Below are 24,661 nucleotides of genomic sequence, written 5' to 3' on the forward strand. Positions count from 1 at the left end.
TCAAAATATAATTAATTATTTAGTAAAACTTAATATAAAGGTAGAATATCTTATTGATTAATATATTGAAGATTTTATTAAAATAATTATTGAATACTAAAATTATTTAATACCTATTGCTATTTCATCTATAAAATTAAAGCCTATGAAATTTTAAACTTCGCAAAATTTCACAGGCTTTTTTCACCTTTATTTATGCACCTTTTAAATCAATTCCAAATTAACTTTGCCCATTCAGGATTATCGATAAATGGATTACGATTTCCTTGTATTTCGAAGATTTTTTCATTCCGTCTTTTTTCAATTTCATCTACAGGATCATTTTTGTGCCATTCTAGTAAAACAGATAATTTTCCATGATAAGGGTTTTTTCCGTTATTTACTTTTTCATTTAATTCAAGATCAACCCGATCACCTGATTCGTAACGTACCGCCATATAAAATAACATACGGGCAACATCACCTTTAACGTGGTTTGGTGGCTCGAATGAATCACTGTCACGTTTGCAAAGTTCACAATTTTTCACACTCGTTCCACCGTTATCAAAGTCCAAGCTTCCTCTTGAACTATTCACCTGCATATCGGTAGCACGTAGATGATGAATATCTGTTCCTGGACCATTACTTGTTCCAAAGTTTCCATGGGACTTTGCCCAGACATGTTCACGGTTCCAGTCGCCTACATTACCACCATTTGAAGATTTAGAGCGCGAAATACCAGAATAGAAGAGCAGAACATTGTTAGAATTGTTTGGGTCTTCATCTGTAATTCTTAGGGCCTCCCATACTTGGTCATAGCTTAAAACTTTGTGATTAGAAATAATTTCATGTAAAGTACTCTTCAATGCCGCACCCGTTTTTCCTGATGCCGCTGCATAGTATCCATTATTTTCACCTTTTGCTGATACGGTTACTGAAAATTGTGTTGTTACACTAAACTCTCCATCTGTTGCAGTGACCCCAACGATATGCGAACCAACTGGTAAAGATAAAGTTAAGATATCGCCATTAACGCTACCTTTTGTTGCAGAAAATGTTAATGTATCATTATTTGGATCTGAAAAATGGTCTAATAAAGAAATACTAATTTCTTCATCTTCCATAACATCTTTATTAGAAATGGGTAATGCTACTATAGGTGCTTTAGATGGAAAAGAAGGGTCTCCGATTGGAGCCCCTTCCGAATTAGTAACTTTAATTTGTTCTTTCGATGCGCCATTTTCATATTTAATTGTTGCATTTTCAGCGCCTCGAATTTCTTTTACATTTGTACCATCAATAATTAACTCTTTCACTTTTGTTCCTTTTAAGTCAATGATGGCACCAGCTTTTTCAGGCTTAATTGTAACAGAGTTTTCTGCAAAGCCCTCTCCGCTTAGTTCCACATATTGTCCATGGAAGAAAACGCCGTTTGTTATTACGGAATCACCATCAAGGTCTACGTTAACATTTTCTTTATTAAAGACTAATTTTGTAGTAGATAAATCAGCGATGCTATACACTCTTTGCTCAGAAATTGGTGTATCATCACCAAATCCATTTAAGTCAATTTGTACCATTACTGGATCGTGATCACTTGCACGACCAGCCATATCTGTAAAATCAGCATTAATGTGCAGAATATCAATTTCTGTGTTTTTCACTAAATTGTTAGAAACTAAAATATGATCCAATACTTGTGAATTCCCTTGATATAGATAAGTGTAACGATCCTTTTCTTCTACTTTGTTGATCATGTTCGTCATTAACTGACCTTCATGAATCTTCAAAGCATCTGCAAATTGATAATCGTTAAAATCACCTACAGATACAATATTAGCATTCGGATTTTTAGATTTAATGTCTGCTACAAAGCCATAAACGATTTGAGCAATTTTTTTACGTTGTACTTCACTTTCATAAACAGGCGGTTGAATGGATCCAAATAAAGGTGTATCACCTGATTTTGAATTCCAGTGATTTACAATAGCAATAACATCCTCACCATTAAAAGTAAACTGTCCTGCTAATGGCTTACGGCTGCTATTAAATGCTGAATTATTCGGGTCTATTCGTCCTGGATTTAATGTCAATTGGCCATTTTCGTATCCTACAGCAGTTGTTGCATCTCCTGCTTTAATTCCTTCTGGCAATTCGACCCGCTCCGGATTATAAAGGAATCCTACACGAATATTCGCATTTGGAGCTCCGCCATCTGCATTATTTACCGGATCAATATTTAAATATTTATATTCCGGGCCACCTGCATCTTTGATAGCTTTGATTAAGCGTTCATAGCTTTGATTAGCTGCAGAATTTCCAGCACTTGAACCATTATTATCCTGTACTTCAGTTACACCGATAATATCTGGCTTTTCCATATCATGTACAAATGCGCGAGCAAGCTTTTTAGCCTTTTCATTTGATGTTTCTCCAGTATTATTTGAAAAATTTTCCAAATTGTAAGAAGCTATCGTCAACTTCTTCTCATCTTTTTTAAGTGAAGTTTTTTCAGGTGTAGTAGATCCTTTTACAAGCTTTTGGCTCATATCATTCAAATCAGCATAAATTTTGTAGTTTTGATAAGAGTAGCCTACAATTCCTGTAATAGGTCCATTAAATTTATCACCTGTTGCTACTTCAAAATCACGTGCAGCACCATTTGGTTCCAAACGGAATTGAATACGATTAGGATTTGTCTTACCGTCCTCATATAAAACCCCACCATGTAACGAGTTAGTTGGCTCACTCTCAAGCACTGTGATTAAGTCCCCATGTTCTTGAGGAGACACTGCCTTTACATTACCAACACTCACACGCATCCCTTCAATACTTTCCCAAAAATCGATTGCATCTTCTTCAGGGTCAAATACAGTGAACTGGTCATTATCAATTGTAGTAAAGCTTATATTGGCCTCATCCAATGTAATCGCTTCCGGAAGCGCTACTCCTCTTTCGATTACTTCCACTTTTCCGCCCTGGTCATTTCGCACATTAATTTGCGTTGTTTTTAAATCTGTTATTTGGCGGTCACTGTACCCGTCATATGCATATTCACTTACTTTACCCGTCACTTTCACTAAATCCCCAATTTTAACCGGCCAAGCCTTCGTACCAGCATATAAGAAAATAGCTTCAGATGTATACGGATTGTTATCCACTAACTCATCTGGCGTCTGGATAGTGTAATAATATGCGCCATTTAACATAAATTCATATGTCACAATCCCTTGTACTTCTACACTCTCATTTTCAAATGAGGTTTTATGGCCCGCTCCTTGAATATCATGAATCTGTAAACCATCCGTAATTTTATATTCGAATGTTGTTACATCGCTCGAGATACCATCTTTCACTACTATCGCTTTTAAAGTTGTATCTTTTTCAATTTCAATAGGTGACAAATATTCAATACTTTCAGTTGTTGGATTATCTCCATCCACTGTATAGTAAATCTTTGTACCTGCCGTAGGGGTAGATAATGTTACTACTTGTTTGCCAATATAAGTTCCCGCACCAGGTAAAGCAACAGCCGGTCTTAATGTTGCACTGTCCTCTACAATGTCTACCGATGAACGCGGTATGATTTGATAGTCATTATCATATTGTTGAACAATACCTGTAATGCTTTCATAATTACCATCTGCTCGCAGTGAATCCAATTGTCCGGTTTCATCACGAATTAAAATATTATTTCCTTGCTCGTCTACAGCTTTATAATTAATCCAACCGTTCCCAGATGAATCAATACTTAATGTTGTATTTTTTACTGTTACAAGTTGCGATTCAAGCTTTTCATTAATATCACCAATTGCCACGACTTTCGCATTTGGCCCTTCTCCTCCTGTAACATTTTCAATCACAGCCGCACTATCCAACTGCAAAAGTCCTCTGAAATCAGCTAATTTACCAGTCAATGTGACCTCATCGCCTACAGAAACATTTAAGCTTGTTGGTCGAACAGCAATACCACCCGTTTCATCTTGAACGGAAATCGTATTTTTCAGCTTAGCTGCAACTTTTCCTTTCACTGTCACTGTTGTTCCTACAGCCTGTCCACGCACCTCGGCAATCGTTGGAATATCCTCTTCATTTGTCACAGTATAAGTGAAAGTTGTGACATCACTATTTTCCATTTCTTCCGCAACTGCAATCGCTTTAATTGTAGTTGTTTGATCAATTACTATTGGTTCACTATATAGTTTGCCATTTTCAATACTTGGTTTTGAATCATCTGTTGTGTAGTAAATAACCGCTCCATCAGTAGTAGTAGATAAAGTTATTGTAGTCCCCTTTGATACTGTTGATGAAGGTTGCGAAGCTGTTACTACTGCAACTTTTGATTCTTCGGGTGGTGTTACTACTCCGCCATCCATCGTATGTAGTCCAAGATGGCTATAATCACCAACCTCATAGGCAATCCATTCTCCAGATAAATCCACATCATCATTTATAATTGTATCACCGGATTTGACATTACTTTTTCTAACTAATGTTACATCTTTTGCAAAAGTTTCAGCAGATCCTACTTTACCAATTGAATCAATTATTTCAGTTCCTTTTTTTAGAACAATTTGATCATTCCCATTAAAGTTTATAACCCCTGTATCTTTTTTATTTCCTTTAGAGACAATAGCATCATCTGTACTATTATAGATTACATAAGTCTCACTATGTTCTAGCATTCCATCTAACTTTAAATTAGCAGTCGAACTTGTCTTACCCTCAGTAGGAGTACCTGTATCACCTTTATTTGCGTAAAGATCTAAGTTATATAAACTTAAATCAATAGTTTTCCCGGTCCCATTATACAATTCAATTGCTTTATTAATACTAGTACCCTCAATATATTCCGAAATAATTAAATCTGTCGCTAATGTTTCGGCATTTGTGACAACTGGTGTTGCAGGTACTACAACACTTGCTACTAAACTTGTTGCTATAAATGTATTAACATTCTTTTTCCATTTCTTTTTGTACAATTAAATCTTTCTCCCTTCGTGTTGAGAAAACTTGACTATTATTAGAAAAACAAAGCCTTCTTCCTCATCTTTAGAAGAAGGCTTTTGTATGAAATTAAGAAATTGTATTTCCTTCAACAGTGATTCCGTTTAAGTTATATGAACTAGCTTCTAAATCTGAATAATTCAGATTACCTTCAACTGTAATGTTTAAAAGTGTAAACCCACCTGTTACCTTACCTTTAATAGTTAAATCCCCTTTAATTACAGCGTTTTCTAATTTATCAAAGTCTTTAATATTCACAGTTACATCGCTAGAATATACTTTAAATTTTTCTATCGATCCAGAGAAGGTTTCTTGTTCAATCGCCCCACCTGGAATTTCTGATCCCGGATTCTGTTGACCAGCTAAATCTACAATACGGCCTTCAATTTCAGTAGGAATTCCAACTTCTTTAAGAGATACTAAATGATCACGGAAATTTTCCCAGTCTGATAAGCCAAGATCTGTTACACGACCTTCTGCATAAGCTTTTGCAAATGGTGTATACCCATCTCCACCTTGTGCAGTAAATGCGTTTGTTGCAATTTTATAAGTTTCATTATCTTGAATAGTTACATATCTTCCATCTGTAGATTTGTATTCAATTGAAACTATGCGTCCACCTTTTGATTTTGATGAATCATATTTAACTTTTGCTCCTGATACATGAAGGAATCCACCATTTTCTCCCGGTAAATTCCCTAAGCTAATTTCAAATGCTTCTTTAAGCTCGGAACCAGTTACATTCATTACAGCCAATGTATTACCAAAAGGTAAAACTTTAATTACTTCACCGACTGTAATTGGACCTTTGTCAATTGCAGCACGAATACCACCACCATTTTGTAAAGCCATGATAACATTATCACCTGTGAAATCTTTTGCTTTCGAAAGCATCCCATCAGTGATTAAGTTACCTAGTATTGTTTCATTTTTACGAACACTTTCTCCAGTTGTATTACCTACATCTCCAGACCGTGGATTTAGTAGCGGTGTAATAGCTGATACACCTATTTCTGTTGAAGATACAGAATCTACTCTTTCTTTGTACTCTGCCAGAATTGATTTAGCATCTGCATCTTCCACTTGAGAACCAATCGCTATCAACTGGCCATCGTGTTTAACTACAACACCTTTATTGTCAAATTCTACATCCAGTACACCTAAGTTATTATTGTTCGCACCTGTTTGTACAATTATTGTTGGTGTCTCATCTTTTGAAACAACAACTGGTTTATTTAGGGCTGTATGTGTGTGGCCACCTACGATTACATCGATACCTTCCACTTCTGCAGCTAATATTAAATCATTGTCTACAGCCGCATTATCGTCATATCCGATATGTGTAATAGCAATAATTTTGTCAACACCCATGTTTTCAAATGCTTTTACTGCTTTTTCAGCTGCTTTTTTATAATCTTCGAATGTTATTTTGCCCGGGCTGGAAATATCCTCTGTTTCTACTGTAGTTAATCCGAAGATACCAACTTTTTCTCCATTAATCTCTTTTACAATGCCGTTATAAATTTTTCCGTTTTTCGGTTCACTTGAAACAATGTCACTGAACAACCCCTGAAATTTCTCATCCGCTTCAAAATTAACGTTTGCACTAACAAACGGGAAGTTGGCACCAGCAATAAAATCAGCTAATGCTTTATGACCTTCCGTGCTTGATCCTAAGTCGAATTCATGATTTCCAAATGTCATTGCATCATATTTCATCAGATTCATAAATTCTAAATCTGCTTTTCCTTCGAATTCATTAAAGTAGAGAGTACCAGAAAATACATCTCCAGCATTTAACAATAAAGCATCTGGTTTCTGTGCTCTTACTTCTTTAACAGCTGTAACTGTTTTAGCAATTCCATCCAAGCTTGCATGTGTATCATTTGTATGCATAATTGATAAATTGAAATTGTCTTTAGGCTGTTCTATTGAAGTTTCAATTTTAAAATTACCATTTACTTTACTTACAGTTACTGAAACTACCAAATTTTTATTTTCTTTATCTTTTACTGTAATAGTAGCTTTTCCTTCAGCTTTAGCTGAAACTTTAATTCCTTCTTCAGTAACTGTAGCTTTTGCAATATTTTCATTCGATGATACTGTACTTTTAGCAGTTAAACCTAAATCTTTATTCAATAAAGTTTTAATGATCTCAACCGCTCCAGGTAATTCTATATTTTCTTTATTTACGATTTTGGGAGGCTTTACACCGGATTCCAATTGAATTAGTGGTGCAGTATCTGCCACCACTATTTCTTTAACTTCTTTAGAAATAACAATATTTTTAGATGTGATACCCCTTAGATCAATCTGGCTATCTTTATTATCAGAATTAATAACAATTGTTGCGTTCTCTAATTTTATTCCTTTTAAATTTACCGAATTTTTTATTTCAATGTTACCAATCTCTAAATCCTTTAAATCAATTATTGCTTTTTCATCAGGATTAATAATTACTTTTGTATCTTTTAAAGCTTCACTTGTTTTGTCTTGAATTTCTACTTGTTTTTTTATTTCTAACTCACCAGTTATCTTTGTATTCCCAGTTAATTGTACATCTGCATGAGCTACGATAGCAGGCGAGCCAACTAAAGATGTAAAAGCAACCGAAGATAAAATGGCGTAACTTGTATATTTAGCAGAACGTTTATTTCCCTTTTTCATTCTTTAAATCCTCCTTAAGAGATTCCGTTAGATTTCCAAAATTAAACTAAGGTGAAAGGTTATAATCCCCCTTCCACCTTAGTATCAGTGGTAGTCTTTTATTTAAATGTTACATCTTTAATAGATACTGAATCCATATCTAGAGTGACACCATTTTTATCAATGATTTTTAATTTTTCGACAGTTCCACCTTTTAATAAACCTGACAGCTTAATTTTTGCTCCAGTTTTTACTTTAGATAAATCTATTGTTAAATCCTTGATCGTTTTTCCGTCAAGATTAAATACAGTACCGTCTGGAATTTCATCTTTAATCGTATACGCCTTCTCAACAACTCCCCCTTTAGCATCATTAATTGCTGTATTAAAATTATCTAAAATCGAATTGCTATTCCCGTCTTATACCACGTGATGTACACCTGTGGCTTTCGGTTCGGGCCTACACCGTACAGGCGACTTTCATCGCATACGGCGTTCCGTCAGTACACTTCCAAAAATTATTTCCCCATACATTATATGTAAACAAACTAGTTTTAATGCTATATTAATTCTATTTATTTATTTGTAAATAAATAGTAAACTTCTTACTATTCTATCCTCTCATTAAAGGTTGGGACTTTGTTATTCTTGCTATCATCTTGTTGCCTTATTTTCTTTTTAATATATTAGTTCTTAAGTATAATTTTTCTTCCAGTTCCTTCAATAATCAGAGAAACCTTACCTTATTACAAAGTTAATATATTTGAGTATTAAATTTAAATACTAACTCTCCAAAAAAAAAGAGAACTGAGTACTACTAGACTCAGTTCTCTTCTTCTTTATTAAGCTCTCCATTTATTCAAAATTCATAAAATGTTTTGTACAACAATTTTAAATAAACTAATAAAAAAGCATTTAATAATGTCTCATTTAAGAGCTTTTACTGTAAAACACTTCCATCTTGACGTTCTGCTGTAAAGATACCCGTTTCAACTTCGTTTCCATCCTCATCTTTGAAAGTAATAGTGAATTGAGGTTTTTTACCAACATTAATTCCTAAATTAAATCCACCGTCACCATCATTTATTCCAGGTCTACCATTATTCAAATTGATGGCTAAACTATTTCCTCCCGCTAAAGAATTTGTCGATACGGAAATTTTGTGTGTAGAATATGGTAATCCAACTATTAGCAATCTATCTGCCCAACCAGGATTATTAGCATGGTGGTTAAAAAATGCTATTTTAACATTACCATTACCATACTCTACACCGTTTTTTAGGGTGCCCCCTTGTAATATGTCGGCAGGTATAACACCTAATGCGTTGCTATTCTCGACTTATACCGCATTATCACGGCTTTCGTTTAGAGCCTTCACTATGCAGGCGGCTTTCACCGCACACAGCGATCCGTCAATATTTTTTTCCCTCAGTTTATTAATAGTTAAATTAACTATTCCGTCAACAAAAGAGACCAATCATGTTTTTTTACATGATTGGTATCTTTTAAACTTACTTTTGGGGAAATAAGTTTTATTAGAAATTTTCTACTGACTGGGTTCCTTCGCTCCTGCTAGTTTTACCCTCTCCATATATTACCATATGGATACAAACGGCTAGCAATCTACACTACTATGAACCCGCCGCCATCTTACTAGCTTCATTGGTGCTTACCCACCTCTTCTAGCAAGACTTCAAACGTTCCATTACTTCTATCCCTACTTTTGATGACCTTAGGCTTCCACTTTTCAGGAATAAGAACGACTAGTTTAACAGCCAATTATTCTAATCGCCATTATTTGATTTCACAAATAAGGATGAACACTAAACCCCTAGCTTCAACGTAGTATTCACTAACTCACCCTGGATCAACATGGATTCGTCTCCTAGCCATAGCCACCTTTTAAGGAGCCCCGCCTCATGTAATTGAGTACGACTTCACCTGACTTCATCCCTTCAACTGATTAAGCGTTTCACTGGATGCAGGAGGATTAGGCACATGTATAATGACTGTTCACAAGAGCGGGAATTTCACCCACTATTTGGAAGTAACAGTTAGAACAAAACCTCATGGAAGAGGCTAATAAAGCATTATCATGAGGTTTGTTCCACTTCTTTCATTCAAATAAATTTGAATTTATGAAATAACGTTTCGTTTATTTTTATTAAGGAGTTACAGGAGCAGCTGCTGTAGTGATATCTAATTTAGCTGATACATTGCCCGCAGCATCAATTACATATACATCATATGCAGTCGCTGCTTGTAAGCCAGTAATAGCAGCAAAGCTTCCATCTGCAGCAGCAGTAGCAGTTCCTACAGGAGTTGCAGTAGTAGCAGCAGCTCCATCAGCAACAATCTTAACAGTAGCTCCACCTTCAACTGAGCCAGCAGCTCCAGTTAATTGATTAGCAGCTATAGTTAACTTAGTAACATCAGCAGCAGTAGGAGGTTGTGTATCTCCACCTAATTCAACAGTAGTTGCATCAATATCAGCAATCGTATTACCTGCACCGTCTTTTACAAAACGAACATCTTTAGCAGAAACTGTTGCAGCAACAACCGCTTTTTCTAAAGTGATTACTAACTCAGTGCTAGATGCAGTAACAGCAGTAACTGCCACAGATTTACCTAAGTTGTCTTTTACAACGAAGTCAGTAGTAGCGCCTGATGTAGCTGTAACTGCTTCGTTGAAAGTAATCTTGATTTTATTACCGTTATTATCATCTTTTTCAACTTTCTTAACAGTTGCACTAATTTCATCTTCAATATCTTGAGGAACAATTGCGCCAGCGATTTTTTCGCCTAGAATATCAACTGTTGAAGGACTCGTAGCTACAGTAAGTTTTAATTTTGCACCTAAAGCAGTTTTTACATCTTCTGCAAGATCACCTTTTAATGTGAAAGTAGCAGTTTTGCCATCAGAAGATAATTCTGAATAAGCAATTTGTTGACCTTCGATTTCGAAATCACCTTGGTTTAATGATTGAATTGCTTTAGTGAATTCTACTTCAACTTTATCAGTTGCAACTGCAGTAACAGATTTAATATTTGTAGCAATTGGAGTGTCTACAGCTTTAGTAGATTGTAATCCACTTAGGTAGTTACCTGCTAAGTCTTTAACTAATTGTACTTTAACTGTGATGTTTCCAGCAGCAGGAAGATCATCATTAAAGCTTAGAACAACTCCTTTTGAATCGCCAGTTACATTGAATGATGCAGGTGAAATAGTTTTATTTGGAGTTACACTTGTGTTAGTAATTGTGTATTTAGCAGAATCAACGATTGAGCCATCTCCACTTGTAGCCATAGCTTCACTAAATTCAATGTAAAGTTGTTTGCTATTTAAACGAGTTACTTTATCAAATGTTGGAGCAGTAACATCTTTCACTGATAATGTAGTTGAATAAGGTAAAATTACATTTTTCAATGTAGTGTTATCACTTACACCAGTAATAGATAAAGTATAATCTTGATTGTCTTTCAATGTGTTCAATAATGTAATTGTAACTTCTTTATCTTTTGATACATCAACTGTACCAGAGATATATTGAACTTTTCCATCTTTATCTTTAATTACGTAGTTAGCTGCTTTTTTAGCAGAATCTGCATCTAAAGATTTAGAGAATTTAATTACGATTTGTTTGTTATTTGAATCTTTAACAAAAGTAGTACTTAATACTTCTGGACGTGTTTGATCAATTACAGGAGTTACTTGAACTTTAGTATCTTTATCAATTACGTTTCCAGAGTAATCTTTTACATTTGTTACATACAAGTCTGTAGTGTAAACAAGTTTATTAGAATCAGCGAAAGTAAACTCATAAGTGTCATCAGCTAATGCTTTTACATTTGAAGCTTGTTTCTTAGATGCACCTTGCATCCAGTAAACGTTTGAAGCGAAGACTTGCTCAACAGGTTCAGAGAACTTAAGCACTACTTTTTCAAATGATGCACTTACCACTGAAGTTACAGTTGGAGCAGTTTTGTCTTCAACTACATTAAATTTATTTTCAACTTTAAGAGCTTTAAAGTCATTGTAATCTTGAATACCTTCAGCAGTTAATGTATGTTCACCATCTGTTAAAGAAGAAGATAATTTAATGATTACAGATTTACCTGTTGTTTGAATTGAACCAACAACAACTTTCCCATCAATTGTAAAGTGAGAAGTTTGTGCAGCTTTAATTGGCTCACTGAAAGTTACACGTACTGTTTTGTTCCCTAAAGCTTCAACTTTAGAAACAGTTGGTAAAGTATTATCAAGTGGTTTGAAAGCTAAATCTTTTTCATTTAATACTTTAGCGCCAGCTTTGATATTGCTGATTGATAATTTGTATTCAGCTTGATTAGTTAATGTATTTTTTACTGTTAAAGTTACAGATTTAGCATCCTCAGATACAGATACAGAATCTACTTCTGGAGAATTAGTTCCAGAAAGTGAATAGTTAGCAACTTCGCTAGCACTTGATTTATCAACAGTACCGTCGAAAGTAACAACAACTTCTTTCAGGTTAGTTGCACTTACTGACTCAACCTTAGCAGCACCTGTGTAATCGAAGTCAGCTTTTACACCGTTTACTGACACAGTACCTTTTGTACCATCTAAGTCAGCATGTACGATTGTATATTTAGCGCCTGTTGCATCAGCTGTAACTGAAGTTGGAGTTACTGCAGTATCATTTACAGTGATTTTGAAGTCAGCAGCTGTTAAATCAGTTTGAGCTTCAGCTAAAGTAACTTCTAAAGTAGTAGAGTTAATTGCTTTGATTTCAGATACAGCAATGTTTGCAACATCAGTTACAGCTGTGTAGTCAGCATTGATTGTTTTGTGTAAGAATGACGCGAATTGACCGCGAGTTGTGTTACCTTTTGGGTTGAATGCAGGTGCAGCTGGGTTAGTAATGTCATAGAAGTCTAATACAGAAATCGCTGAACGAGCTTCTGCTTTAGCTTGAGTTAAGTCATTTACATCACCTTTGAAGTCTTGAGTAGCTACGTACTCTTCTAAGCTGATATCGTAAACAGTATTTACTGTACGTACTAAAGTAATCGCCATGTTTTCGCGAGTAATTGGGTCACCAGCTAAAAGGTTACCGTTAGAACCTACGAATACGCCAGCTTCTTTAACTACAGAAGCGTATTTTAATAATTCTTCATTAGTTTTTGTAGTTAAGTCAGAGAATGCTGGACGAGTTTTGTAGTCTGCAGCAGCTTCAAAACCTTTAGTTTCTAAGAATTTACCTAATAACTTAACTACGTCAGAACGAGTTAATTCTTTGTTAGGCTTGAAAGTGCCATCTGGGTATCCAGAGATAATACCTTCACTTACTAATGCAGTGATATACTCCTCGTGAGTACCTGAGATGTCAGATAGTGATGCAGCAGATGCAACTGGTACGATTGCAGATGCTACTAATGTAGCTGTCGCAGCTGTTGCTACGAATTTTTTGTATTTCTTTGGTTGGTTAGCCATTGAAAAATTTCCTCCTCATAAGTGAAAATAATAATTTTAGTTACCCACACGAAATATGTGCAGAAAAACTAACTACACATAAATTCTAGTAGTATACATTTACTATGTCAATCTTTTTCTGCCAATAAATCCAGAAATAGCCTGTTTTTATAGTTTTTAAGATTTGAATCCGTAAATATATTCAGATAACTTCAAATTTCTTTAATTATGACATACATATACTCATAAAAACAACTTTTTCTTTGACAATTAATTTCCAAAACTATTCAAATATAACTATATTTAGTGGTAATTAATGGTTTATTACACAGTAATAAGAAGTTTAAATGGATATGTAATGCAATAATACCAAGGTTTTAACCGGAATTTATGTATTACAATTGTTACTAATATTTTACTTTTGTAATATAGTTATTATTTATGTTACGGATTTTTTTCCTACCTAGTTAGTATATGAACGATACGAATTAATAGAACTGGTTCGCTAAAATTCGACAAAAATAAAAAAAGAAAAAGGCTTTAGCATTTATATGCTAAAGCCTTTTTCTCGGGCTACCAACCGAGTTTTTCCTTGCAGGGAAAAGTTAAAATTTAATATATATCGTAGAGGAAATCTCACTACTGAATTTAGTGTATCATTAACATTACAAATAAACAATCAATTATTACAAAGATTACACTATTTTTTTTCCTTTACTTGTTATTCTTTGTTCCTCGCGCTACTTCCAACAGGAATAAAGGCAAGGCAATTTGGCGTTTAATCCGGTGCGGTTCCTTCATTAAACGGTAAAACCATTCCATCCCCACTTTCTGGAAAGCTTCCGGTGCTCTTTTCACATTACCGGCCAATACGTCAAATGAACCACCAACACCTTGGTAAATTGTTGGATGAAGCTGATCACGGTTCGCGTTAATCCAATTCTCCTGCTTTGGTGAACCCATTGCTACAAACAATAAATCAGGTTTCGCTTCATTAATTTTATCCACGACTTTTTGATTATCCTTTTCATATCCATCCTGTGTGCCGGCAATTTGGATAGATGGGTAGAGTTCTTGTAATTTCTTAGCGGCCTGATCTGCAATTCCCGGCTTCCCTCCATAAAGAAAAATAGGTTTTTTACGCTGTGCTGCCTCTTCACATAAACGCAGCATCATATCTACACCTGTTACACGTGATGTAATTTGACCCTTCTGGATTTTCGAAGCCAAAATAACCCCTATGCCATCCGGAATTTGAAACTCCGCGTTATTAAGTAGTGTTTTTAATGCAGGGTCTTCTTTTGCTTTAATAATCTTTTCCGGATTAATAGCTACAATTAACGACTTTTGCTGTTTCTCGATTTGATCAAATACTTTTGGAAGTAATTCATCATAGCTTTCGGTATTTACTTGAATGCCGAGTACGGTTTCTTTCATATATAGTCTTCCCTTCTTTTTTTCCATCTATAAAAAACAGTAGGCAGTACGTTTAGACGCACTGCCAAGTTTACAATATTAGTTCTTCCCCATTACATGAGGGCGTCGGTGCTCCTGCCGCTTCGCTTTCGTCGCAAAATAAATTTTGCTATTCCCGCTGGAGTCGCCTCCCCTACATTCCAATCAACTTGCTTGTACAATAAATTTATCATCTTTATTAAAAGATAATTTAGTTCTTCGCATCTCCAAGTAAGTGGAACTGGAAGCCTGCTTTTTCCCATGCTTCACGGTTTAGGCAGTTTTTCGTATCGAATACGATTTTGCTTTTCATGTTTAATGTTGACGGATCTAGCTCTTTAAATTCTTTGTGGTCTGTCAGAAACACTAAAATATCAGCTTGCTCCAACGCTTCCTGCATACTTTGTGTTTGTGTTTTATGTTTGTTTTGCTTAATATGCGGATCATGTGAAACGACAGTTAAGCCTAGTTTTTCTAACTCATCGATTACGATTGTCGATGGGCTTTCACGCATATCATCTACATTTCCTTTGAACGCTAAACCTAATGCAGCAACTGTTGCACCTGCAATACCGTTTTTATTTAAAATTGCCTGTGTTTTTTGTGCTGTGAAGCTTGGCATTGAATCGTTCGTGTTACGTGATAAATGAATGATTTGGGCTTGTTCCCCGCCTAATTCAACTAGGAACCAAGGGTCGACCGCGATACAGTGACCGCCTACACCTGGTCCTGGGAAATGGACGTTTACACGTGGGTGATAGTTCGCAAATTTAATCGCTTCCCAAATGTTCACATCTAATTTTTCAGCCATTTTAGCCAGTTCGTTCGCAAATGCAATGTTCACGTCACGATATGTGTTTTCCATTACTTTTACTAATTCTGCTGTCGTCGCATCTGTTAAATGAATCGTACCTTTAACAAATGTTTCGTACAGTTCTTTTGTAAGCTCTGCTGATTTTTGTGAAATCCCGCCAACAATACGGTCATTGTTAACAAGCTCTTCAAAAATCCGTCCTGGAATTACACGCTCTGGAGAATGGGCTACAAATAGTTCTGTCCCGATCTCTAAACCAGACTTCACTAATTCAGGCAGCATTATATTTTCTACTGTTTTTGGTGGTACTGTTGATTCTAAAATAACTAAATCGCCCTTTTTCACGAAAGGTACGATTGAAGCTGTTGCTTGACGAACATATTCTAAATTCGCTGTATTGTCCGGATTAATTGGTGACGGTACCGCGACAATATACACATCCGAAGCGACAGGTGTCGTTGATGCCGTTAAAAAGCCTTCATCTACCGCTTTGTCTAGGCGCTCCTGTAAACCGTTCTCCTCAATATGTAATTGTTTATCCTGAATACTTTTCACAGCTGCTGGATTCACATCAACACCATGTACCTTTACGCCGTGATTTGCGAACATTACCGCCGTTGGTAAACCGATGTATCCTAATCCAACGACACAGATTGATTTTGTCATGATCGTTTCTCCTTCACTTTCAAAAAAGCTATATCTCATTGTTTGATTATTGTATAATTTGTTTCACGCATTTTGCCTGCATTCGTTATTTATAAATTAAATAACTTCATTTAATACAGTTTCAAAATTCCGTTCATTTATAGGACGGAATGGTTGTTCAAATGGTTGCCTGTAAATGCTTGAAAATTAGTCCTGCATTACAGTATACAACTTTCTGCTCGCCGTGTGAAATAGTTTTTATTATTCAAGCTGTTTAATGAAAGGTTTCCTATTAATTTTGCCTTTGAAAGGGATTGTTATACTAATTGGTGAGAAATGATCGGTAATAAGCAAAAACCCCATTAGCTAAGATTAGCTAACAGGGTTTAGTTTAAATGGGCACTCACGATGCGTAGCCTCCAGTTAATCGTTCCTTTTCCGCAATTAAATTGTGGAACAATGCTTCATCACGTGATTCGAGCGCTTCATCGATTAGACGGGATAAGTTGTTTTCTTCTAAAGCCCGAACAATTCCTTCCACTTCCTCATCGAATACCGGTGACGTTTCATTTTTTAATGGTGTTACGTTACTTGATACATTTTCAATTATCGGCATTAAATACTCATGTACATTTGATACGAGTAAAAGCTGATACAGGGGGAGACGCACGAAGCGGTTGCCGCGCTGGAATACAAAAACTTCCGATAAGTTTTCGACTTGCAGTGAGTTTAAGTCAATAATCATTTCTTTCCCTTCAATCGGGATAAAATGAAAAACTTCCTCATCTTTTGTAATGGAAAAGTATTGATAAGCAAAGACTAAGCGTAATTTCGTGCCTGTCATTTTTGTATAAAAAGGCTTCATAAATTGTACTTGAATCATGGGAATTCCTCCTTCACTTATTTTGTTGGCATTTATCCGAGTCATAAGACCTAATTTCATTTATCATATGGGTGCAATCATTCAGGTGTTCTTGAATATTAAATCAATTTCTCTGTTGCTTATAGTTTCCCCACACTTTCCACATTTCAAACCTTTTAAAAAGTGCTATTCGCTTAAAAAATTTATTCAATGTCTCTTCACATTACCGATTTGTCCGGATTCGTATTATAATGGAAGGAACGACTTTTTTTCTTCCTTCACCTTGAAGGATGTTAAAATTTCCAATGCAATTAATTATTAGGGAGGGGAAACCCGTTTTGAGTTTATCTTTTTCCGAGATTGCCCATGCACATAAAGACTTTATTCAACATACATTACAATCCTTTGAAGAACAGCTTCTCCCTTCAGCAAATGAAGATGCAGAATTGGTGACACGCGCCATGTTCTCTGTCCGTAATCAGGCAATCAAGCCACCGCACTATTCAAGATTCAGTCAAATACTGGTATGCCAAATCCAGGATGTCAATACAGCGGAAGTGACAATTAATTTTCCGGAACGGCAGATTAGCTGCAGCTGCCCTAAAAAGGAGTTGTGCCGACATCAACTTGCGGTTATTTTAAAGCTGTCGCAGTACTTTATTTCACTGCAGCAATGGCTATCTATTTGGCGTTCTAAAAGATCCGTTCCGCTCCAGTCTTTAGCGTCAGAGCGCAGTCCGGAAAACTGGCAGATGATGGCTGACGAAGTGCTTAATTATGCAATTAAAGGTCCGCAACCATTGGAGCCGTATACGTTATCGGGCTTAATTGAGAATATTCGTACTAAGCTTCAGCGCCACCGCCCTTATGAGCAGGAATGGCAGGAGCTGTTTAACTTGTTTATGGATATCGCTGTTTCGAATCACTTTCTGTTACACGCAGTCAAAACGAAAACAGATCTGAGCCATCATTATGTTCAGTTCTTTTTGGAAAATACGTTAAGCCGAATACAGCGATCGATTGATACATTAAGTAAAACAACAAGGCTGTTTGCAACAGAACCATTTTTTGATGCAATTCAGAAGAATGTCCATGAGATTCTTTTTATCGAAAAAGGAGCAACAGCATTCCGGTTGTCATTGTATTTGCAATTTTGGACTAAGCTATTTAATGAACAAAAGCGCTTAAAAAATGAACTGGCTCTTTTGGAACAAAGCGATGATAGCAACACAGATATCGAATTGAATGTAGTAAAATCCATTTTTTATATTTTATTAAGTTCCCCGCCACAACTGGAACAAGCAGTCGAAACAATGAGTGAACATAATGTGGAAGGGTTTATCGACATAGCCCAATATGCATTACAGAAAGACTTTGTTGATGAGGCGACTGTTATTTTAAAAAAGGCCCTTCCTTTTTTACAGACGTTTGTGCAGGATAACTTATTGCCGATTCGTCGCCAAAAATTTACGCGTAAACTCGATCACTTATACGGTCAAATTCAATTAAGTGAAAATGAGGAGCTCGCACTGTACTCTTCGTTTGGCAGATATGGGATTGAGTCGTTTTCAAACTATTTACTGCGTCAAAATCGTTTGGACGAGTGGGTAGCACTGCATCAGCTATATCCTTCATCGATTCCTTATTTAGACCAGTGCGGTTTAAAGGATGTTGTTGCACAGTCACCTGAAACTGCGCTTCCTCTTTACCATTTTTATGCGATGGAAGAAATTCAGCAGAAATCGCGGCAAAATTATAAGCAGGCAGTCCGCATTTGGCGTGCCATGAAATCGGCTTCCAAAAAAGCCGGAAAACTCGACTACTTTACAGCATATATTGAAGCCGTGCAGCAGCAGTACAAACGTTTGCGTGCACTGCAAGAAGAGATAAATAAAAGCAATTTACTCATCTAGATTATGTATTTTGCTAATAGGAGGTGACATTGCGTTTACCGCGCAACGATACAATGCAATATTTATTTAATACGAAGCTACCCTTTCTACAAGTCTTTCGCATAAAGCTTTCAGCGCTGCGTCCCGGTTACTTCCGCGCTACTGCGTACAATAAAAATGATTTAATTTTACCGACAGCCAATTGGACTCCGTCACTCTTTTTCAAATTTGAGCAAAGTTTTTACGGTCTGCACACTTCATTGGAAGAGCGTGATTTAATCATATCGGCATCTCATTTGCTAGACGTTCTGTCACCTGCAAATCGTCATCCGTTTTTGGATTTCGCTGCGTATGATGATGAAACTGTGAATCATTTTCAAACAATCCAAACGACATTGCCGCTTTGGAATGACCCAAAGCTTTGGCAGCAGGTAACTGTAACAGAAGAAGGCTTTTCATTTTCCAATGACCTATTACAGCATGCAGTTGAACAAAAACTGATGGATGCCGGGCTTTCTAAAGACGATACGCTTGCACTGATTCCATTTTTCCAAAATGGCGGCTGGCCGATGCAAACTTCCCATGTTTTCGATGGTGTGAAGGTAGCACTGCGTTTAAGTGAGCCAGAGGAAAATGAAGAAAACTGGCTGTTGGAAACGGTGCTTATTAGTCCGAATGCCGCAAAACATTGGACACCTGCTTCATCAAAACTAAAACTGCCAATATCGGATGCACTGCCGAAAAAATGGAGTGCGATTGCTAATGACATTGAAGAGCTGCAAAATCAAATAGTTGATTTAATTCAATTAAATGCTGAAAGTGCGCAGTTTATTCATACACAATTCAATGATCAGGAAGTACGTGAATTTTTACGTCTCGAACTTACTAAGTTACAAGCTTTAGGCTTTGATGTGATTTTACCGGCTTGGCTTAAAGAACTCCGCCAATCGAAAATGCGTGTACGTGTCAGTGCAAATAACCAGTCGGCCCGCAGTGTTGCAGGACTGGACGATATTTTGACATTCAAATGGCAGTTCTCCATGAATGGTGAGGAAATTTCCGCTGAAGCCTTCCAGAAACTCGTTGATGAAAAACGTGAATTTGTCCGTATTGGCACGGAATGGTTCCGTATTGATGCAGAATGGCTCAATGAAATGCGTGAACTGATGGATCAGGCAAAGGAAGAAAATTGGACAGTACGCGATTTACTGTTCCGTGAGCTGCCTGAAACTTTAACAGCTCCCATAGAAGACGATATGGAAGATGATGCCGAGCGTGATGATCCGTTATTTGCATTTGAAATGCAGCAATCCCTGCAGACGTATATCGAGCAGCTGCAAAATAAAAAAGGTCTGCCGAAAGTAGCTGTACCTGTAAAACTTCATGCCGAGCTACGTCCATACCAGCAGGAAGGCTTTGAATGGCTTGTTTTCATGCGTGACCAGAAATTCGGTGCCTGTCTGGCAGATGATATGGGACTTGGTAAGACTGTTCAGCTTATTACGTATATGCTCCATACTGTTTCAGTTCTGCAAATCGATAAACCGACCTTAATTGTGTGCCCGACATCGGTTGTCGGCAACTGGCAAAAGGAACTTACTCGTTTTGCTCCTGATCTGGAGGTTTATACACATTACGGGCCCCGTCGTTTAAAAGGCGATGACTTGACGAGCTATATTGCAACACAGCGGCCGCATGTTATCCTTTCGACATATGGTACGGTCACTCAGGATGCAGATGACTTACAGCTTATCGACTGGGCAACGGTCGCTTTGGATGAAGCGCAGAATATAAAAAATATGCAAACATTGCAATCCCGTGCAATACGGAAATTAAAAGGCGAGCATCATATTGCATTAACAGGAACACCTGTTGAGAATCGTCTTTCCGAGTTGTGGGCCATTTTTGATTTTATCCATAAAGGCTATTTAGGAAGCTTCACAAGATTTACCGAAAACTTTATTACACCAATTGAACGTGAAGAGTCGGAATCCCATAAACGTGTTTTGCGGATGAAAATTCGTCCGTTCCTATTGCGTCGTTCAAAACGCGATCCCGAGCTTCAGCTGAATTTACCTGATAAACAGGAATCCCTTGAATTTTGTGCTCTTACACCTGAGCAAGCAGCACATTATGAAGGCTATATTCAGGATACTTTAGCTACTCTTGAAGAGCTCACTGGCTTTGAGAAAAAGGGACGTATTTTAAAAATGCTCAATAAATTAAAACAGCTGTGCAACCACCCTGCCCTGTTTTTAAAAGAACCTTTTGAAGATGCCAATTCAATGATTTCCCGTTCTGTAAAGCTAAAGCGCATTATTGAAATGACAAAGGAAATTATAGATAATGGCGAACAATGCTTAATTTTTACACAGTATATCGGAATGGGTAATTTAATTCAGCATTGTTTAACAGAGCTTTATAATGTTGATGTACCGTTTTTAACAGGAAGTATGCCAAAAAATCAGCGCGACAATTTAGTCGATCAATTCCAGGCAGGAGAGTTCCCTGTATTTTTACTGTCGCTTAAAGCTGGCGGAACAGGTCTTAACTTAACAGCAGCTACGCATGTGCTCCATGCCGATCGTTGGTGGAATCCGGCAGTCGAAAATCAGGCCACAGACCGTGCATACCGTATCGGACAAACACAGTTTGTGCAAGTGCATAAGTTTGTGACGATCGGGACGATTGAAGAAAAAATTGATAAAATGATTGCAATGAAATCCGCGCTATCTGAAGAATTAATTCAATCAAGCAAATGGTTGACTGAACTTGATGATTCAGAACTCATGGATTTACTTGTTCTTGATACAGGCAATATAAAATAAATTGGAAAGAGTCTACTTTTACGCCATGAAGTAGACTCTTTTTTATGCTTACTTCACTACTTTATTCAGTTGTTATAGGATTGTGAGAAAGAATGATTACTACTGCGCGGTCAAACAGCAGATTTGGGCATTTCACCTCCTGGAGAGTTTTTTTATTGGAAAGGGAAAAGTCTAAGGTTGGTGCACGAGTTTGATTTCTTGTTCTGGAAGCACGAAATCTTCGGCAATCGGGGGCGTTGTCTGGAGCTTTCCTGCTTCACCAGGGGCTTTTAAAGCATAAAACTGCACTTCTTCTGTTTGGACTTCCATCGTGTATACTTTCTGATTTTCACGATTCACATATGTCCTTGTCTGCAAGCGTCCCTTAATGCCGACGAGCGAGCCTTTCCCGCAATATTTTGCCATCAGCTCAGCAGTTCTCCCCCATGCGACACATTGCACAAAGTCAGCGTCAACCTTCCCTTCACTATTTTTGAAAGGACGGTTAGTAGCAATGCTAAAGTATGCCCGAACCCTGCCTTCAGATAAGTGCCTGAGTTCCAAATCTTTCGTCGTTCGACCTACAATCCCAACTTGATTCATTCATTGACCTCCTTTCTTTCGAAAACTAACTAAAGCATAGCCGAACCCTGCCTTTTTTAGCAAAACCCGAATTTGAATTTTCCGGCTAAAATATTGATTCAAAAATACCTTTTCGCCTATATGGTATTTCACTCATTTTAATGAGAATGCTGATGTAAATGGACTTGTAGATAATATTACAATTTGCTGAAATTGGCAGTTTCACATTTTTTGTATGTTATACTTTTACATAAGAAAATTGAGGAGGGATTTAGAAGTGAAAACCTTTAAAATGCTTGCTTTTGATTTATTACTAAACGATGAAATAAAAGAAATTCCTTTAACAGACGGCATTATTATTAATCAGGAAAATAGCCATAAAATGTGGATTTTAGAATTGTTTACAGCAGATACATATTACGATTTTTTCCAAAAGTTTGTTACATCTGGTGAAGTGCTGGATGCGCGTGCCATCATTTCGCTACCGGACAACGAGCCTGCCCCATTCGCTGTTGTCGTACATTCGATTACAAAAGTAGGAGATAAAATTTCGGTACTTATTAAAGGCCGTTTAAAAGCTCAGCGCAAAAAATATGCCGAGCTATTATTGGCACAGCTGCTTGAAGATGGTTTAAGAAATGATGAGCTGCTAGAGGCATTTGACCAAGGAATGCGCAATCGCCCTTCATTACAGAAAAATAATGAAGAGGACGGAAAGTAGTTTTTTGATATTTAAATTGATTTATTAAGGGTCATTTACTTCAGTTTTCTTTGTAGTATTAACGCTTTCGGAGCATTTGTCATTCCTCACCCTGTATCGTATATTCAAGGGGAGGTGAAATTAATGCATAAATCGCAGCATCATCTATATATAGGAGTATTAGCTAAAAGGATTTTGCCCGATGATATGGAAGCAAGTGCGATCCAGCAAGAGTTTCATCGCTTGGAGGCTGGATTTGCAGGAGAAATGAAGTTGAAGCAGGCTCTATCCAATTATTACTTTAAAACAGACCATCATATCTTCTACAATTTTGAATGCATGAATGATAATGGCTTTTCCCATTAGATAGACGCTATTTTAATGACGCCAGATTTTATAGTAATTTTTGAAGTAAAACTGCTGTCCGGAGTTTTATTTTATAAATCCGCGCAGTATGAATTTTACCGCATCCACAACGAAAAACGTGAAAACTTCCGAAACCCCCTTGATCAAGTTTACCGGCATCAGCTATTTTTGGAACAATGTTTGCGAAAATGGCAATTCACTATCCCAGTGTTTTTTGCTGTCGTCATCGCAAACCAACAAGCTATTTTAGATGAATCTTTGGAGAAGTTTCCGATTTTTCATATTAGCGGTGTTCCAAATTTTATTGAAAACCTATATCGTATAAGTGAGGAATAACTCGCCACGCCAAATTAAAAAAACCAGTGCCCACATAAAGTGAACACTGATTCCCTCTTTAGACTAGTGATTATCTACGTGGTCTTTATCCTTTCGATCATCACGGTCTTCGATGATATCTTCCTGGTTTACCGATGGAGCTCCTGGTGCAGTTGCGCCATTATCACCATTTGGTCCGCTTGAACCATTCGGGACATTTGAGTTCTGATTGTTGTCAATCGTGCTCTCATTTGTTTGTCCGTTCATGTCATTTTGACCGCTACGCCCATCTGTGTCTGGATCGACTGTATCAACCGTGTCGTCAATAACGTCACGTGTGTCATCCATTACATCGTTAACACCGTTTTCGACATCGTTTCCTAGATTGTCATCTCCAGCGTTGTCATTTGTATTACACGCTGAGAGAAATAACAGTGAACCAAGCGAAAGTGCGACAAGTAGTGCTGATTTTCGCATAAAAAATTCCCTCCTTTCCCATATGCAATCATGAGTCAATCACTTCGTGTGATCGTACATATAGTGCCCGGGAAAAGAAGGATCTATCCTACAAAAAATTGCGGTTATTTCAATTTATCTTTTAAGAGCTGTTCAACATAAGCGGCTTCTGCTTTACAGTCGAATTTGTAATTTGTACCTAATTGTTTCTGTAATTCAGCAATTTCCTTCTTTTGCTTTTCTGTTGGCTCTTCACTTAAAATTTTAGCAATGACTTCATCCATTTTCTTAGCAATTTCTTCATGAAATTCAGGGCTAAGTAAAATGTCTGCCGGTATTTTATCAATCCAAGCGGCATTTTCTTTAAAATACGTTTGCCAGCTTGCCATATAGTCTTCCATCGAAAATTTTTCTTCATCCCAACCAATGCTTGCTAAATAAGCTTCAAACGACGTCGATATTGATCGTGTAATACTAATTTTTACGCCTGAAGACAGTTGTTTATACATCTATTTTAAAACCTCCTACGTTTAAAGCCAAACTTCGCTCATTGTTTACAGGCACATGAAAACCCATAAAAGGTGAACACTGGCAATCGTCCCACACCTATCTTATCTCATTGGGAGACTTCTGCTTAAAGAAGTTAAAGATTTTCTTCAACCTTTATATTTTATAATCTTTGAG

Annotated in this window: 15 protein-coding genes; 5 read left to right on the forward strand and 10 right to left on the reverse strand. The window is 36.8% G+C overall.

The window, feature by feature from the left end; genetic code table 11:
- Nucleotides 1-209: 209 nt before the first annotated feature.
- The 7 genes from M3166_RS10810 to M3166_RS10840 all read right to left on the reverse strand — a co-directional run bounded on the left by M3166_RS10810 (nt 210) and on the right by M3166_RS10840 (nt 16,880).
- Nucleotides 210-4,961: an endonuclease gene (locus M3166_RS10810; protein WP_251689830.1), complete on the reverse strand. Its 4,752-nt coding sequence runs from the start codon at nt 4,959-4,961 to the stop codon at nt 210-212.
- Between the two features lie 94 nt (nt 4,962-5,055).
- Nucleotides 5,056-7,653 carry a bifunctional metallophosphatase/5'-nucleotidase gene (locus M3166_RS10815; protein WP_251689831.1) on the reverse strand — a complete coding sequence of 866 codons (2,598 nt, stop codon included), beginning with the start codon at nt 7,651-7,653 and terminating at the stop codon, nt 5,056-5,058.
- A 918-nt stretch (nt 7,654-8,571) separates the two neighbouring features.
- Entirely contained in the window at nt 8,572-8,826 is a 255-nt protein-coding gene (locus M3166_RS10820) for a hypothetical protein (protein WP_251689832.1), read from the reverse strand.
- Between the two features lie 969 nt (nt 8,827-9,795).
- Nucleotides 9,796-13,104, reverse strand: a complete 3,309-nt coding sequence (locus M3166_RS10825) for an Ig-like domain-containing protein (RefSeq protein ID WP_251689833.1) — start codon at nt 13,102-13,104, stop codon at nt 9,796-9,798.
- Between the two features lie 693 nt (nt 13,105-13,797).
- Complete coding sequence (locus M3166_RS10830) at nt 13,798-14,520, reverse strand: WecB/TagA/CpsF family glycosyltransferase (RefSeq protein ID WP_251689834.1); 723 nt, start codon at nt 14,518-14,520, stop codon at nt 13,798-13,800.
- Nucleotides 14,521-14,749: 229 nt separating this feature from the next.
- Nucleotides 14,750-16,018 (reverse strand): nucleotide sugar dehydrogenase, encoded by a 1,269-nt coding sequence (locus tag M3166_RS10835; RefSeq protein WP_251689835.1) that lies wholly within the window; start codon nt 16,016-16,018, stop codon nt 14,750-14,752.
- A 382-nt stretch (nt 16,019-16,400) separates the two neighbouring features.
- Nucleotides 16,401-16,880 (reverse strand): IDEAL domain-containing protein, encoded by a 480-nt coding sequence (locus M3166_RS10840; RefSeq protein WP_079524668.1) that lies wholly within the window; start codon nt 16,878-16,880, stop codon nt 16,401-16,403.
- 317 nt (nt 16,881-17,197) lie between these two features.
- Between M3166_RS10840 and M3166_RS10845 the strand changes: the two genes are divergently transcribed.
- Together M3166_RS10845 and M3166_RS10850 are read left to right on the forward strand one after the other, a co-directional pair.
- Entirely contained in the window at nt 17,198-18,772 is a 1,575-nt protein-coding gene (locus tag M3166_RS10845) for an SWIM zinc finger family protein (protein ID WP_251689836.1), read from the forward strand.
- A 29-nt stretch (nt 18,773-18,801) separates the two neighbouring features.
- The gene (locus tag M3166_RS10850; protein WP_251689837.1) at nt 18,802-21,579 is read left to right on the forward strand and encodes a DEAD/DEAH box helicase; all 2,778 of its coding nucleotides are present in this window, start codon (nt 18,802-18,804) and stop codon (nt 21,577-21,579) included.
- A gap of 171 nt (nt 21,580-21,750) precedes the next feature.
- Here the strand turns inward: M3166_RS10850 and M3166_RS10855 are convergent, their stop codons facing one another.
- Nucleotides 21,751-22,161 carry a single-stranded DNA-binding protein gene (locus M3166_RS10855; RefSeq protein WP_251689838.1) on the reverse strand — a complete coding sequence of 137 codons (411 nt, stop codon included), beginning with the start codon at nt 22,159-22,161 and terminating at the stop codon, nt 21,751-21,753.
- A 256-nt stretch (nt 22,162-22,417) separates the two neighbouring features.
- Here M3166_RS10855 and M3166_RS10860 point away from each other — a divergent pair, with 256 nt between their 5' ends.
- The 3 genes from M3166_RS10860 to M3166_RS10870 all read left to right on the forward strand — a co-directional run bounded on the left by M3166_RS10860 (nt 22,418) and on the right by M3166_RS10870 (nt 23,542).
- Nucleotides 22,418-22,861: a YwpF-like family protein gene (locus M3166_RS10860; RefSeq protein WP_251689839.1), complete on the forward strand. Its 444-nt coding sequence runs from the start codon at nt 22,418-22,420 to the stop codon at nt 22,859-22,861.
- Between the two features lie 123 nt (nt 22,862-22,984).
- The gene (locus M3166_RS10865) at nt 22,985-23,206 is read left to right on the forward strand and encodes a hypothetical protein (RefSeq protein WP_251689840.1); all 222 of its coding nucleotides are present in this window, start codon (nt 22,985-22,987) and stop codon (nt 23,204-23,206) included.
- A gap of 9 nt (nt 23,207-23,215) precedes the next feature.
- On the forward strand, nt 23,216-23,542 hold the full coding sequence (locus M3166_RS10870) for a nuclease-related domain-containing protein (RefSeq protein WP_353056575.1): 327 nt from the start codon (nt 23,216-23,218) through the stop codon (nt 23,540-23,542).
- Nucleotides 23,543-23,605: 63 nt separating this feature from the next.
- On the opposite strand, the gene M3166_RS10875 is transcribed toward M3166_RS10870, so the two are convergent.
- Nucleotides 23,606-23,998, reverse strand: a complete 393-nt coding sequence (locus M3166_RS10875) for a hypothetical protein (protein ID WP_251689842.1) — start codon at nt 23,996-23,998, stop codon at nt 23,606-23,608.
- 104 nt (nt 23,999-24,102) lie between these two features.
- Nucleotides 24,103-24,486 carry a hypothetical protein gene (locus tag M3166_RS10880; RefSeq protein ID WP_087615657.1) on the reverse strand — a complete coding sequence of 128 codons (384 nt, stop codon included), beginning with the start codon at nt 24,484-24,486 and terminating at the stop codon, nt 24,103-24,105.
- Nucleotides 24,487-24,661 lie beyond the last annotated feature (175 nt).

The sequence above is a fragment of the Solibacillus isronensis genome (assembly GCF_023715405.1).
Classification (GTDB): domain Bacteria; phylum Bacillota; class Bacilli; order Bacillales_A; family Planococcaceae; genus Solibacillus; species Solibacillus isronensis_B.

What these genes read in the sequence shown, in the direction of transcription:
- M3166_RS10815 (WP_251689831.1), bottom strand. Translation starts at nt 7,653, where the DNA reads ATGAAAAAGGGAAATAAACGTTCTGCTAAATATACAAGTTACGCCATT.
- M3166_RS10825 (WP_251689833.1), bottom strand. Translation starts at nt 13,104, where the DNA reads ATGGCTAACCAACCAAAGAAATACAAAAAATTCGTAGCAACAGCTGCG.
- M3166_RS10830 (WP_251689834.1), bottom strand. Translation starts at nt 14,520, where the DNA reads ATGAAAGAAACCGTACTCGGCATTCAAGTAAATACCGAAAGCTATGAT.
- M3166_RS10835 (WP_251689835.1), bottom strand. Translation starts at nt 16,018, where the DNA reads ATGACAAAATCAATCTGTGTCGTTGGATTAGGATACATCGGTTTACCA.
- M3166_RS10840 (WP_079524668.1), bottom strand. Translation starts at nt 16,880, where the DNA reads ATGATTCAAGTACAATTTATGAAGCCTTTTTATACAAAAATGACAGGC.
- M3166_RS10855 (WP_251689838.1), bottom strand. Translation starts at nt 22,161, where the DNA reads ATGAATCAAGTTGGGATTGTAGGTCGAACGACGAAAGATTTGGAACTC.
- M3166_RS10865 (WP_251689840.1), top strand. Translation starts at nt 22,985, where the DNA reads ATGCATAAATCGCAGCATCATCTATATATAGGAGTATTAGCTAAAAGG.
- M3166_RS10875 (WP_251689842.1), bottom strand. Translation starts at nt 23,998, where the DNA reads ATGCGAAAATCAGCACTACTTGTCGCACTTTCGCTTGGTTCACTGTTA.
- M3166_RS10880 (WP_087615657.1), bottom strand. Translation starts at nt 24,486, where the DNA reads ATGTATAAACAACTGTCTTCAGGCGTAAAAATTAGTATTACACGATCA.